The organism is Dysgonomonas reticulitermitis, assembly GCF_054601275.1.
Genome location: NZ_BAAHWU010000004.1, coordinates 16238 through 30664, shown reverse-complemented (window position 1 = coordinate 30664; position 14427 = coordinate 16238). Strand labels below are relative to the sequence as shown.

Genomic DNA, 14427 nt, shown 5'->3' with positions numbered 1-14427 from the left:
ATAGCACCCGATTATAAAATCGTTTTAACAAAATATATTTTTGTCCTTCTTTTATTTATCGGCGGAAAACGTATCGTTTGATGATTTGTCGGCTACATTGGCCGCTTCTTTTTCCGGTAGAAGGATTAGAAGGCGTTGCCCGACTTTAGCCGTTTTTGACGAAAGTTTATTCCAAGAAATGATGTCCTTTTGTGATACATTGTAACGTGCCGCAATCTGCGTCATGGTTTCACCTATTTTTACTTTGTGGTAAATCAACTTTGTATCATCTGTTTTTTTTCGGCTAGGGATTTCATCGGTAGCCGAAATATTGATGAGAGGAAGAGATGCCTTATCCATATCCACTTTTTTCAGGTAATTGTCGAAAATATCGATAGTAAAGGTTGAATCTATCTCGACATAGGCCAATTCAGGTTCAGGACGTTTTGGCTCTTCGATCACAGGGACTTCTACATATTCTATTTTTTGTATTTTCAGTGTTTTTCCTGCGATCAGGCTATTATTTCTGATATTATTCCACTTTTTAATGTCGGAAACAGTAACATTGTTTCTTTGAGCTATTTTAGTCCAGGTATCGCCTTTGCGAACCTTATAGTATGTCGTGGTTGTTTTAGCTTGTTTTTCTACGGCAGCATTGCTTCCCTCGATAGGAGTTCCTGTATACTTCCCTTCTATATTAGATGCCGGTTCGGTGTTCAATGTTGTTTTAGCTACAGGCGCTGCCGTTTTATATATCTCCAGGCGCCTGCCCACGTTTAGCTTATTGGAAGATAAACCGTTCCAGCTTTTTATTTGTGCTGATGAAACCCCATACCGGCTGGCTACTTTGGCTAGAGTGTCTCCTTTCTTTACGCGGTGAGTAATTGTTTTTGTATTGGAAGAACTGCCTCCGCTTACGACATCCAGTCCGGCAACTTTTCTGTGAGTCAGAAATTGATCGGGTTTATATGCGAAGATAGATTCTTCTTTATCTATGAATGCTGTTAGTTTATCCATTGGTAAATTTAGCGAATAGCCTTTGTATTCGCCCGGAATCACATCACTTTTGAATTGTGGATTATAACGCCGTATATCGTCAATTGGGATATTTAGCACATCGGATATTTGCTGGAAATGAAGATTTTTGTTGATTACGACAGAATCCATCGATGCAGGTTTGGTTCCTGTGGATGGGTCTATTCCATGTTCATGATAGTAGTTCATGATGTAAGTAGCGGCAATGAAAATAGGGACATAGCCTCTGGTCTCTCTGGGGAGATATGGGTAAATACTCCAGTAATCAGTTAACCCACCGCTTCTGCGTATGGCTTTATCTACATTTCCGGGACCACAATTGTATGCGGCGATAACTAAATTCCAGTCATTGTATTTTGAATATAACGATTTCAAGTATTTAACAGCAGCATCAGTCGATTTGCGCGGATCGAACCGCTCATCAACCAAGCTGTTTATTTCCAGGTCGTACATTTTACCTGTGGCAGCCATGAATTGCCATAAGCCCGATGCCCCTACCCTTGAGCGTGCTATAGGATTGAGCGCGGATTCTATTACCGGCAAATATTTAAGTTCGAGCGGCAAGCCTTCCCGGTCAAGGGCTTCTTCGAAAATAGGAAAGTAATATTTCCCTTCGCCGAGCATATAGCTGACTTGCGATTTTCTGCGTCCGGCATAATATTCTATTTGTTGTTTTACCACAGGATTAAAAGCCAGTTCCATTGTTGTTGGAAGTGAGTATAAACGTTTTATATAAGTAGAATCGTCGAATATAATAGTACCGTTAGAATAATTACCTTGCACCGGACTTGCTCCTTTTTTAGAAAGAAGTTGTTCGTAAGCGCGTTCAAATTCGGGAGGTGTGTCGTCCCCCTCGGGTTTGTTTGATTGGCCTGCTGCTATAAGGGTACAACCAACAAAGATTCCTGAAATAATTAATTTTTTCAACATAAGCTTTCTTTTAGGGATACAGGATTTTGTAAAGATATAAAAATCCGTGTATTTAAAAATTTATTTTGCATTGAAGCCCGATAGAGGCTTGCGAGTATGGAGTCGGCATCCAGATAGCGGGTTCTACCCGCATAGAAAGATCCGGAGATATATCAAAGTCATATAGCTGAGCGTCAACATAGGCGTCTATCATGCATAATGCGTATACTCCGACTGCTGCTATTATAGACAAATCACGGTTTCTTCTGTAAAAGTCTTTACCTCTTTTTAACCGGGAAGTTAAAGACTCTCGCATCGATGCATTATTTATGTAATCCTCCTTACTTTCATTCGGTGAAATGAAATCGTGCCAACTGGTGGTGGTTGTCGGATTCAAAACTAAATCTCTGTAAGCATCTCTATATTCGTTATAACGGCCTCCATTCCACGTTATTGCGTATGTCAAACCAAATGCGCCACCCAATACAAATGGTAATTTCCAATACTTTTTGTTATAAAACTGGCCTAATCCGGGTAAAATAGCTGAATATATGAGTGCTTTCTTGGAATCAGGTTTGAATTCGGGTTTATTAAATACTATAGTGTCTAATAAAACTGCTGTCTTTTCGCGAGACACAGTATCCTTTTTTGTCGGTCTTACCGATTGTTTACTGAGACTAGGCGAATCTTGCACAAGGGGCTCCTGAGCGTTTATGTTCATAGAGAGACTTCCCAGAAAACAAAGTGTACAAATTGTAAGTCCTATCCTCATAGTGATATTACGTAGAATATCTTGGTTTATTTTTTTAATTGATCAAAAATCTCTATGATTCTTTCCAGCTCTTCTTCAGATTTGAAAGGAATACTTATTTTTCCTTTTCCCTGCTCGTTACAGGTTAATTGTACTTTAGTAGAAAAAAACTTTGAAAGATGATCTTTTAATAGTTCAAATTCTTCGGGAGTTGCTTTTTTAGCACCTGATTTCTTTATTGTTTCTACGGCTTTTTCTTCTTTAAGCAATTCTTCCAGTTTTTCTCCCTTGCTGATTGCTCTTACATACTCTTCAACTTTACGTACCGATAATCCTTCTTCCAGTATGAGTTCGTAAACTTCCAGCTGAGTAGGAGCATCTTCCAACGTTACAAGAGTACGGGCATGCGCCATGTCTATCTTTTTATCTCTCAGTCCCATTTGTATTTCAGCCGGAAGCTTAAGCAAGCGCAGGTAGTTGGCTATGGTAGTTCTTTTTTTACCTACCCTTTCGCTTAGCCTTTCCTGTGTAAGGTTGTAAGACTCGATCAGGTTTTGGTAAGCTAAGGCGATTTCTATGGAGTTCAGGTCTTCTCTCTGGATATTTTCCACAAGAGCCATTTCCATTACATTTTCGTCCTCTGCCGTCTTTATGTAAGCCGGAATAGTTTTCAGGTCAGCTAATAATGAAGCTCTATAACGACGTTCTCCTGCTATGATCTGATACGAATCGTCATTTATTTTTCTTAATGTTATAGGCTGTATAATACCTATCTGGCGGATAGATGTCGCTAGTTCTTGCAAGGCTTCCTCGTCAAAAGCCCGGCGGGGCTGATCGGGATTAGCCTGTATTTTCGATAATTCTATTTCGTTGATTGAAGAAGAACCTTCTGTTTTTACTTCATCAATGGTGATAAGAGCATCGAGCCCCCTGCCTAGAACCATTTTTTTAGTCATAACAATAATTATAAGTATTTACAGAACTACAAAGTTAAGAATTTTTCTCAATAAGTTCCTGCGCCAGTTGCATATGATTGACAGCTCCTTTCGATGAAGCATCGTATACAAGTACAGGTTGTGCAAAACTTTGCGATTCGCTTAATTTGATATTCCGCTGTATCACAGTAGTGAAAACTAATTCCTGAAAATGGTTTTTAACCTCTTCGTATATCTGATTTGCCAGTCTTAGACGGGCGTCATACATGGTCAGCAAAAACCCTTCTATTTCAAGTGAAGGGTTAAGTTTTGATTTTATTATTTTTATTGTATTCAGTAGTTTGCTGATGCCTTCCAGTGCGAAATATTCGCATTGTACAGGGATGATAATAGAATCGGCAGCGGTCAGAGCATTGACTGTTATTAATCCAAGTGAAGGTGAACAGTCGATCAGTATGTAATCATAATCTGATTTCAACGGAGTAAGTACAGCAGCCAGCTGTTTTTCTCTGTTTTCCACATTGAGCATCTCCAGTTCTGCCCCAACAAGGTTGATGTGCGATGGCAATACATCGAGGCGCTCTATCTCTGTTTTTACGATAGCCTCTTTAGCAGAAGTAGATCCTATAAGGCATTCGTAAATGGTTTTGTTTACTTTTTTGATATCGACACCTAATCCTGACGATGCATTCGCTTGGGGATCTGCGTCTACTACCAGTACTGTCTTTTCCATAGCCGCTAACGAAGCTGCTAAATTTATAGTGGTAGTAGTTTTTCCTACACCTCCCTTTTGATTGGCTAATGCTATTATTTTACCCATAGAAGCTAATAACTGTTTTTTTAGATGACAAATTAAATAATAAAATGCAGGAAATGAATGTTAAATATGTGTAACAATACATATCATGTTGAAAAGTCAGATAGATTGTTAATAAAGTGGGGGTCTCATACTTATTGAATTGGTATTTGTTTAGAACATCCTTTGGAATTGTTACCCCGCAAAGATAGCTTTTAAAGTGGTAAATGTTACCTTTGCAAAAATATTTTTTATGGCTTCAGTATTACAGGTAGACGGATTGACAAAAAGTTTCGGCGATTTAGTATTGTTTCGCGATATATCTTTTGGCGTGGCAGAAGGAGAGCGTATCGGCCTGATCGCGAAAAACGGATCGGGAAAGACTACATTGCTTAATATTATTACAGGTAAAGAGTCGTATGATCGTGGTTCTGTTGTGTTTCGCAGAGATGTACGTATTGCTTACCTGGAACAAGATCCTGTTTATCCCGAAGGCTTGACTGTGCTGGAAGCCTGCTTTCAGTCAGGAAATGAAGTAACCGATTTGATCGCGGAATACGAACAGGTGATTAACTCTAAAGATCAGTCTTCTCTTGATGCCATACTCCAGAAAATGGATATTTTACAAGCCTGGGATTATGAGCATCGGGCAAAACAAATATTGGCTCAGCTTAAGATTACAGACTTTGATCAGAAGATAGCTCAATTGTCGGGAGGGCAACTCAAGCGTGTAGCATTGGCTAATGTCCTGATTACAGAACCCGATTTGATTATTCTGGATGAGCCTACCAACCACCTCGATCTGGATATGGTAGAATGGCTCGAAGGTTATTTGCAACGATCCCGATTGAGTCTGTTGATGGTAACGCACGACCGTTATTTCCTCGACCGTGTGTGTAATCAGATTATCGAAATAGATCAACAACAAATATTTGAATATAAGGGTAATTACTCTTATTATCTTGAAAAAAGAGATGAGCGTGTAAGCGCCCAAAATGCAGAGTTAGACAGGGCGAACAATCTGTTGCGCAAAGAACTGGAATGGATGCGCCGTCAACCTCAGGCCCGGGGTACAAAAGCGAAGTCGCGAATAGATGCATTTTACGATTTGGAAAAAAAGGCTAAACAAGCCAGGTATGCGGGAGATGTGCAGTTGCAGATGAAAGGCTCGTATATAGGCAATAAAATATTTGAGGCTCAGCATATTTACAAAGCATTTGACGATGTCAAGATACTCGAAGATTTTAATTATGTTTTCGCCCGTTACGAAAAGCTTGGCGTTGTGGGCAACAATGGCACGGGCAAATCAACCTTTATAAAAATGTTGATGGGTGAAGTTACTCCCGACAAGGGGGGCTTCGATATTGGCGAGACTGTGAAGTTTGGTTATTACAGCCAAGATGGCTTGAAGTTTGACGAACAAATGAAGGTGATCGATGTTATTCAGAATATAGCGGAGGTGATCGATTTGGGTAATGGCAATCGCTTGACGGCATCACAGTTCCTTCAACACTTTTTGTTCCCGCCGGAAAAACAGCATAATTTTGTTTATAAGTTGTCGGGGGGTGAAAAGCGCAGGCTGTATCTGTGTACAGTATTGATAACTAACCCTAACTTTCTTGTTCTGGATGAGCCTACCAACGATTTGGATATCGTCACACTCAATATATTGGAAGAATATTTGCAGCAGTTCAAGGGTTGTGTTATCGTTGTGTCGCACGACCGCTACTTTATGGATAAGGTTGTCGGTCATCTGCTCGCTTTTCAGGGAAATGCGAATATAAAAGATTTTCCGGGAAACTATACGGAATATCGTGAATGGAAAGAAATACAGGACGCTCTGGAAAAAGAAAAGCAACAAACAGTCAGGCCAAAAGAAGAGAGAGCCCAAATCCCGATAAAGGAAGAAAAGAAAAAACTTTCGTTCAAAGAGAAACGTGAGTTTGAAGAGTTGGATGCCTCGATTCCCAAGCTTGAAACTGAAAAGTCACAGATTGAAGGGGAATTGTCCAGCGGAACGCTTTCTACAAACGAATTATTAGAAAAATCGAATCGCATAAGTGATCTCATCGAAGAAATAGATGAAAAAACAATGCGTTGGATGGAACTTAGTGAATTGATGTAATTCAGGGCAACCGCGTCAAAAAAGTGAAGAATGAAGAATGTCGCGAAGCGACAATAACAGTCAACAGTTAGCAGTCAACAGTCAACAATGGCGCGAAGCGACAAAAGCTTATAACTTGTAACTAAATTAGTTTTATCTATAGATGTAGTGATAATTAGCAAATTTGAAAATGAGAAAATTAGCAAATTAGCAAATGGCGCGAAGCGACAGTAACAGTCAACAGTTATCAGTCAACAATGGCGCAAAGCGGCAAAGGCTATAAGCTAACGGCTAATTGAGTGTAGAGTTTGTTACTTTTTAGTTAAAAAGTTACGAGTAGACGAGATACGAGGTACAAGTTGTTGACTGCTGACTACTGACTGATAACTGTAAGAAGTGTGGAGTTTGCATAGTACATGACAAAAAATATTACAAAATCTTATATTGCCCTTACAGGGCGCGGTTTCAGGGAATTTCGTTTTCTCACCCAAGGCGTTGCCATTGGGCTATATTATGTAGCCCCTTCAGGGCATCAAGGAAAGAAACAGGCTGAAGGCCTGATATATTCCAGCCCGGGGTAACACCCCGGTGAGATGACAGACTAGGGAACCGTGCCCTGTAAGGGCAATATAATAAGCCTTTTAAATATATATAAAATATTTTTTGTCATGTACTATGGGAGTTTGTTACTTTTTAGTTAAAAGGAGGAAGGAGTTTTTCTCTCGTCATTGCGAGGGTTCTCCCGAAGCAATCCATTAATAATCAATACTCTGGATTGCTTCACTCCGTTCGCAATGACGAAAAGGTCGACTGTTTACTGACTACTGACTACTGACTACTGTTTACTGTAGAAGTTTGTTACTTTTTAGTTAAAATGAAAAGTAAGGGTCAAAATTTTGACGCGGTTGCCCTAGATGTAATTCGAAGGAGACAGGTACTCTGAAGTAATTTAGCTAAATTTGTAAACTATTTCAATAAACAATATCAAAAATGAAACTATATCCATTAAAATTTAAGCCTATCCTCAAATCCATCATATGGGGAGGAGATGAAATATGTAAATTCAAGAAAATAACACCTGTTGAAGATGGGCTAGGTGAAAGCTGGGAAATATCGGGTGTCGAAGGAAATATATCCGTAGTAGCTAACGGTGAACTGGAAGACAGGAGCCTCGATGAACTCATATCTTTATATAAAGAACAGTTAGTAGGCAAAAAGAATTATGAATCATTTGGGGCGAAGTTTCCGTTGCTGATCAAATTTATCGATGCCCGAGACAATCTTTCTATTCAGGTGCATCCTGATGATGAATTGGCGAAGAAAAGACATGACTCTTTTGGTAAAACTGAAATGTGGTATGTGATAAATGCTGCTCCGGGTGCGTTTTTGTATTCCGGCTTTGAGAAACCGATTACTCCCGACTCGTATGTGAAAAGTATTGAGGATAATACTTTTGTCGATTATTTGGCTAAGCATGATGTAAAAAAAGGAGATGTCTTTTTCTTGCCTGCCGGACGTGTGCATGCTATTGGTGCAGGTACATTCATAGCAGAAATACAGCAAACATCGAATATTACATACCGTATCTATGACTATAACCGTAAAGATGCGAATGGCAACGGACGCGAATTGCATACAGAGTTGGCAAAAGATGCAATTGATTATGGTGTGTACGATAACTACCGTACATCTTATGTAAGAAAAGAAAATCAGCCGGTACAGTTAGAATCGTGTAAATATTTTACAACTAACCTGTTGGATGTAACAAAAGATATAACCCGGGATTATGTAGATACAGACTCTTTCGTTATTTATATCTGTATGGGTGGAGCGTGCAGTATTAGGGATGATAAAGGAAACGACCTCTATATTAAGCAGGGAGAAACCGTTCTCATTCCGGCTGATACCGAGAGTGTAATTATCAGCCCCGATGCGAATGTATTGTTATTAGAAACCTACGTTTAGGCTGAAACTATGAAGGGGGTTTTGTTAGTCAATACAGGCAGTCCGGAGACATGTGCGCGAAAAGATGTAAAGTTCTTTATACGAGCCATGCTTTCCGATCCGTATGTAATGACAGTGCCGGATTGGTTTCGCCCGATTTTGGTAAACGGTATAATTGTTCCGTTCCGGCAATTTGCTTCAACAAAGCATTATGAGATGATTTGGAATAAAGAGATCAAGGATTCTCCATTGTTATATCAGGCTAAGCAGCTTGCGGAAAAGCTGGAGGTGGCAACAGAGGTACCGGTGGCGGTAGCAATGAGGTACGGACAGCCGGACGTTACGGCGGGTCTTGATAGCCTGATGGCAAAAAATAACAGACTTCACGAGGTGATCGTATTGCCTTTATTTCCTCAGTACGCAGAATCTTCTTATAAGACCGTTGTTGATTTTGTTGGAAGACAGTTTTTTAAACGTCCGTATCCTTTCAGACTGAAATTTGTTGAACCATATTTCAAGCATCCGGATTATATCTCGGCATTGGCGCAAAGTATAAAGCCATATACAGATCAGCCGTTCGATAAGCTTATTTTCAGTTTCCACAGCCTGCCGTTAAGCCATGTGGAAGAAGGCTGGAAAAAAGGCAAGGAGTTCGATTATGTTTATCAGACAAAAGAAACTATCCGGTTAGTGATAAACGAATTGGGGATAGATACGAAGAAAACCCGGTTGACCTATCATTCGGCTATGGGAAAAGATTGGCTCAAGCCCGATCTGGATGAGACAGTAAAAGAGTTAGCCGAAGAAGGATTGAACAAAATATTGGTTGTGGCTCCGGGCTTTGCCGCGGATAATCTGGAAACGCTTTATGATATTAAGATAAAGACACAAGAAACTTTCTTGCAGCATGGAGGTACAGAGTTCTCTTATATCCCATGTCTGAATAGTAACGATTATTGGATAGATGCCGTAATGAAAATTATATCCTGATTTCGGATGAAACGCATATTATTTTTCAACGATGGAATGGAGATGGGCGGTACTGAAAAACTTTTAGTTGGCTTGCTCAATCATTTCGTTACAAAAGAATGTCGTATAACACTTCTTTTGCCGCAGCCATCTGAGAAAAATATATTATTGAAGGAACTGTCCGAAAGCGTTACTGTAGCTTACCTGTATAAAGGGAATACTTCTCATCTTAAACGAAAAGTGGGTGAGAATATAATGATCTTCTTTCCTCGTATTTTTGCTTCAATGAAAGGGTTGAAATCCGGAAATTACGATCTTGTTATTTGTTTCAAGGAAACTTTCTTCGCCCGCATTTTCAGTAAGATGAACAGTCCCAAAATATTGTGGATACATAATATCTTGTATAAGCGGAAATATGAGGTCAATTCTTTTAGGGAACGTATATCGGTATGGCTAAATAAGAAACAGCTAAGAGTAGCGCAAACGTCATACAGTTGTTTTAATACGGTTGTTTGCGTTTCCGATGCGGCAAAAAATGCCTATCTGGATGTTTTGCATGATGGACGTATGCCGCAGCAGGATATCAGGGTTCTTTACAACGCTGTTGATTTTTCCGGATTGAAACAGAAGGCCAAAGAGCCGGCCTCCGATTTGCCGCAAGGACAAACCAACTTTATTTTGATAACCCGGACTTCTCCCGAAAAACGGACTGACAGGTTAATAAACGCTGCATCTCGGTTGAAAGATGAAGGATATAACTTTCATATTTATATCATGGGAGAAGGAATGGATAGTGGGGTTATGACGAAAACTGTATCAGATTTAGCCTTGTCGGATATGATTACTCTGATTGGGAGAACAGAAAATCCCTACCCATACATACTTCAATGCAAGTGGTCATTATGTGTTTCCGAGCGGGAAAGCTTTTCTCTTACCTTGTTGGAGTCTATGGCATTGAATACGCCTGTGATAACCACCGATTGCGGAGGCCCCCGTGATATTCTTGACGGTGGAAAATATGGTTTGTTAGTGGAAAATAGCGGGGAAGGAGTGTACAAAGGGTTGAAGGCTGTTTTAGACGATCCTTCATTATCCGTCAGGTACAGCAAGGATCTGGATAAAGCTATTGCCCGTTTCGATTATCAGGGATGGCTGAAAAGTATTGAAAATCTACTAGACATACATTAATCTTCTTCAAAATTTATCCTTAGCTGGATAGCATCGTACCAACCAATATCATTTTCATTATTCTTAATTCCCAGGCCAATAAGCCTTACTTTAGGCGATAGATCTACATTTTCGAGTAGTTCGTATCCGGTTTTGTAAAAAGTTTCGTAATCAGTAATATAACCGGGGAACGTTTGGCTGCGTGTAATGATTTTAAAGTTGGCATATTTTATTTTTAATGTGATTGTACGTCCTTTAAATCCTTTTTTGTCAATATCGGTAAATGCATCTTTAGCCACTTCGTCCAAAATGATAGCAAGTTCGTCCAGATTGTCTATATCTCTGTCGAAAGTAGTCTCCGAACTGACGGATTTCCTTATCCGGTGCGATTCTACCGGACGGTCGTCTGTGGCACGTGCATTCTGATAGTATATATGTCCTGCTTTTCCGAATATAGAAACTAATTCGTTTTCAGATCGTTGCTTCAGATCCCATCCTGTTTTTATTCCAAGTTGATGCATTAGCTTGGCTGTCACTTTTCCCACTCCGAAGAACTGTTCTATGGCTAAAGTTTCGACAAACTGTTCCGCGACTTTAGGTTTTACAATGAATATACCATTAGGCTTATTTTGGTCGGATGCTATTTTTGCAAGAAATTTATTGAATGATACTCCGGCAGAGGCTGTCAGGTTTGTCGTTTCGAATATCTTTTGTTTTATTTCCTGTGCTATCTGGGTGGCTGATGATATATTCTTAAAGTTTTCTGTAACATCCAGAAAGGCTTCATCTAACGACAACGGTTCTACAAGGTCTGTATATTCATGAAAAATATCCATTATTTGCCTTGATACAGACTTGTATACATCGAATCGCGCAGGAACAAATATCAATTGAGGACATTTACGCAATGCTGTTTTCGAAGCCATAGCCGACCTTACTCCATAACGCCGGGCTTCGTAACTGGCTGCCGCAACAACTCCTCTAGGGCCTGAATAACCGACAGCTAAAGGCTTACCTCTATAAGCGACATTGTCGCGCTGCTCTATAGATGCATAAAAGGCATCCATGTCTATATGGATTATCTTTCGCATAGAAGTAAGAACCAATTTAAACTAAATATTATACCATCCAGATAATTGTAGATAACACCTAGACTCGTCTTCTGAATTAGGGCGATTCCACCATCTCGCCAAAGAGACCCGAACTAGTGTTCCTGCGGGAATTTTATCTATAGCTTCTTGTAAGCCAACAAAAGAAATATATTTGGTACCAGAATCAACTGCGAAACTCCATAAATCATCATTTCGAGAATCTAAAGAATCATGATAAACATATCTGATTTTGTCTCCATAATCGTTACGAATCAAATCTTTATCTGTAATCCAGAAACCAGTACTTTGACTTGGAATAGACCCTAATTTGGAGATATAACCACTCCCGGACTTTGTCCAATGCAGACTCCCGTTAAAAAGAGATTTAATATTTCCTTTCCATATTTCTAATTTTGATTTTTCCTTTATGAAGGAGATTATTTGAGCGACAGTATTAAATTTAAATTTAAATTGTTGATTTATAACTAATATATCTTCTACATGCGGAGTTTCAACGGGGGTACGTTCAATATAACTAATAGTATAAACATCCCCAACATTAAACTCTGTATTTATATCTTGATTATATCCATTAGCATTCAATAGTCTCACTGATAGGCCGTTCGCTAACAATCCGCCGACACAAATCCCATGTAGCATCTTAGTTTTAGAGATAATCAATACATCCATAAACAAATCACAAATGAGTTATTTTATATCCAAGTTTTTCCAATTCATCCGCAACAAGTGACCTATGGCATGCTTTAGGTTTTTCTTCAACGCAAAATAATACAACTCTATTAGCTCCAATATCTTCTAGTTTCTCAATGAATGCACCAAAGTCAAATTTGCTTAGTATTTTATCTTTATATGCAATTGAAAATATTTTACCTAATTTATTTCTATCTCGTTTCCGCTCGCCAGATTGTAAATCAGCTTGCTTCTGAAGTTCTCGGATCTCTGTTGTAGGTGCTAAATCCAATATATGACCGTATTTTATATCTAATTCATATAATTTTTTTTGCAAATGGTTGCTGTTCACAAAGTTATATTCTGAGCCACGGACACCTCTCCTTTGTCGAATATCGCAAAAAGTATCAATATTATTTTTTGCTAATTTCTCAAAAAACTCTTGCTCCGTAGAGCAATATACTCCTATTGTAAAGAATTCCATTCTAATATGATTTTCGTGATGTGAAATCTGTCTTATTTCCAAACAAATCGGTTACACCTAACCCCTCAGTCAATTCCTCAATAACAAGCTCTTGAGTCTTTATTTTATCCTCAGATATAATGTGATTTATTGATATGCCAAGTTTCAGCAACTCTTCTCCTATTAGTTTACTTCTATGGCATTCTTCGGGTTTAGATTCACTGCACATAATAGCAACCCTAATTCCCTTTTGAGATGCTGTTATCAGCCTATTTAATCCGTCTTTAAAAAAATCTTTTTCTTTTATTAGTTCATAAACAACTTTACCATTATAATTATAACAACTCCTATCGTCAGGCAACCCACCCAATTTGTCCCCAAGAAACACGTATTCTATATGATTATTCTTTATTACGGTTTTCAGTGGCGCTTGATTAAATTGAGGGTTCCACTTCGAGTATGGTTTAGATCTTATATCAATTAGAAATTCTATATCAAATGATTGTAACTCTTTAATAAGTTCCTCTACATTTTTGCTTCCATGACCAATTGAATATATTGTTGATTTCATTATTATGGAGTATTTATCTTCTGTAAATTTAGCATATTATTATGAAGTATAAGACAAAAGATGTAGTAAAAAAGCATATTTGTCTTTCAAATAGAATCTATTCGAGAGTTACTCTCTCAACTTCTATTTCCTTATTTAGGAAAATCGTAGCTGCTTCGGAAAATTTTTCCGGCGATTCTGTTGTAAAATAACGTGTTGTCGCGCCTTTTGTACATATCTGCTCCATTTCAGGGTGTCGCGATAGGTAATCTTGCAGGCTGTGCGCGATATATTCTCCTTGTGGGATAGCTGATATTCCTTCAGATAGGAAAGCTTTTATCTTATTCAGTAATAGCGGATAATGGGTGCAGGCTAGTATGATCGTATCTATTTTAGGATCTTTCCCCAAAATGTTGTTCAAATTCTTTTTTACAAAATAGTCGGCTCCATCGCTTTCGTATTCACGATTCTCTACCAACGGAACCCACATAGGGCAAGCTTCGCCGGTTACGATAATGTCCGGAAAGAATTTGGCTATTTCGATAGGGTAGGATTCCGATTGAATTGTCCCTACGGTTCCCAGTATACCTACATGCCGGCTTTTTGTGATAGAACCAATGATTTCTGCCGTAGGGCGAATAACTCCCAGTACTCTTTTATCAGGGTCTATGTTCGGCAGATCTTTTTGTTGTATACTCCGGAGAGCTTTAGCCGATGCCGTATTGCAGGCCAGAATTATAAGATTGCACCCCATATCGAACAGGGTATTTACAGCTTGTTTTGTAAATTCATAAACAATATCGAATGAACGGGGGCCATATGGGGCCCGTAAATTATCTCCAAGATAGCAATAATCATATTCCGGCATCAAAGATTGGATATGAGATAACACGGTGAGTCCGCCGTAGCCGGAGTCAAAAACACCGATAGGTCCTGGTTTTAGCATTTTCATTTTGTTTTTGTAAAGATAATTACATTTTCGATGCCAGTCATATTTCCTTCGTTAAACCTTCTTTTTTGTAAAAAAACTTTCAGTAAACAGTA

General features: G+C 38.9%; 14 protein-coding genes. 5 read left to right on the top strand and 9 right to left on the bottom strand.

Annotated features, from left to right (window positions below):
• Positions 1-51: 51 nt before the first annotated feature.
• From ACYPZI_RS03185 to ACYPZI_RS03170, 4 genes are all read right to left on the bottom strand, one after another.
• Positions 52-1944 carry a LysM peptidoglycan-binding domain-containing protein gene (locus tag ACYPZI_RS03185; protein WP_459598529.1) on the bottom strand — a complete coding sequence of 631 codons (1893 nt, stop codon included), beginning with the start codon at positions 1942-1944 and terminating at the stop codon, positions 52-54.
• 52 nt (positions 1945-1996) lie between these two features.
• Positions 1997-2560: a DUF5683 domain-containing protein gene (locus ACYPZI_RS03180; RefSeq protein WP_459598527.1), complete on the bottom strand. Its 564-nt coding sequence runs from the start codon at positions 2558-2560 to the stop codon at positions 1997-1999.
• 161 nt (positions 2561-2721) lie between these two features.
• Positions 2722-3630 carry a ParB/RepB/Spo0J family partition protein gene (locus tag ACYPZI_RS03175; RefSeq protein ID WP_459598525.1) on the bottom strand — a complete coding sequence of 303 codons (909 nt, stop codon included), beginning with the start codon at positions 3628-3630 and terminating at the stop codon, positions 2722-2724.
• 34 nt (positions 3631-3664) lie between these two features.
• Positions 3665-4429, bottom strand: coding sequence for a ParA family protein (locus ACYPZI_RS03170; protein ID WP_459598523.1), 765 nt, complete (start codon positions 4427-4429; stop codon positions 3665-3667).
• 229 nt (positions 4430-4658) lie between these two features.
• Between ACYPZI_RS03170 and ACYPZI_RS03165 the strand changes: the two genes are divergently transcribed.
• From ACYPZI_RS03165 to ACYPZI_RS03145, 5 genes are all read left to right on the top strand, one after another.
• The gene (locus ACYPZI_RS03165; RefSeq protein WP_459598521.1) at positions 4659-6530 is read left to right on the top strand and encodes an ABC-F family ATP-binding cassette domain-containing protein; all 1872 of its coding nucleotides are present in this window, start codon (positions 4659-4661) and stop codon (positions 6528-6530) included.
• A gap of 395 nt (positions 6531-6925) precedes the next feature.
• Entirely contained in the window at positions 6926-7090 is a 165-nt protein-coding gene (locus ACYPZI_RS03160) for a hypothetical protein (RefSeq protein WP_459598519.1), read from the top strand.
• 409 nt (positions 7091-7499) lie between these two features.
• A complete protein-coding gene (locus ACYPZI_RS03155; protein WP_459598517.1) occupies positions 7500-8474 on the top strand; it encodes a type I phosphomannose isomerase catalytic subunit in 975 nt (324 codons plus the stop codon).
• Between the two features lie 9 nt (positions 8475-8483).
• A complete protein-coding gene (hemH, locus tag ACYPZI_RS03150) occupies positions 8484-9443 on the top strand; it encodes a ferrochelatase (RefSeq protein WP_459598515.1) in 960 nt (319 codons plus the stop codon).
• A 6-nt stretch (positions 9444-9449) separates the two neighbouring features.
• Positions 9450-10610, top strand: coding sequence for a glycosyltransferase (locus tag ACYPZI_RS03145; protein ID WP_459598513.1), 1161 nt, complete (start codon positions 9450-9452; stop codon positions 10608-10610).
• Here ACYPZI_RS03145 and dinB read toward each other — a convergent pair.
• The 5 genes from dinB to murI form a co-directional block, all read right to left on the bottom strand.
• Positions 10607-11680 carry a DNA polymerase IV gene (dinB, locus tag ACYPZI_RS03140; RefSeq protein ID WP_459598511.1) on the bottom strand — a complete coding sequence of 358 codons (1074 nt, stop codon included), beginning with the start codon at positions 11678-11680 and terminating at the stop codon, positions 10607-10609. The genes ACYPZI_RS03145 and dinB overlap by 4 nt on opposite strands.
• A 21-nt stretch (positions 11681-11701) precedes the next feature.
• The gene (locus tag ACYPZI_RS03135; protein WP_459598509.1) at positions 11702-12370 is read right to left on the bottom strand and encodes a dual OB domain-containing protein; all 669 of its coding nucleotides are present in this window, start codon (positions 12368-12370) and stop codon (positions 11702-11704) included.
• Positions 12371-12377: 7 nt separating this feature from the next.
• Entirely contained in the window at positions 12378-12854 is a 477-nt protein-coding gene (locus ACYPZI_RS03130; protein ID WP_459598507.1) for a DUF488 domain-containing protein, read from the bottom strand.
• Between the two features lies 1 nt (position 12855).
• Complete coding sequence (locus ACYPZI_RS03125; protein WP_459598505.1) at positions 12856-13404, bottom strand: DUF488 domain-containing protein; 549 nt, start codon at positions 13402-13404, stop codon at positions 12856-12858.
• Positions 13405-13501: 97 nt separating this feature from the next.
• On the bottom strand, positions 13502-14329 hold the full coding sequence (gene murI / locus ACYPZI_RS03120; protein ID WP_459598503.1) for a glutamate racemase: 828 nt from the start codon (positions 14327-14329) through the stop codon (positions 13502-13504).
• Positions 14330-14427: the final 98 nt, after the last annotated feature.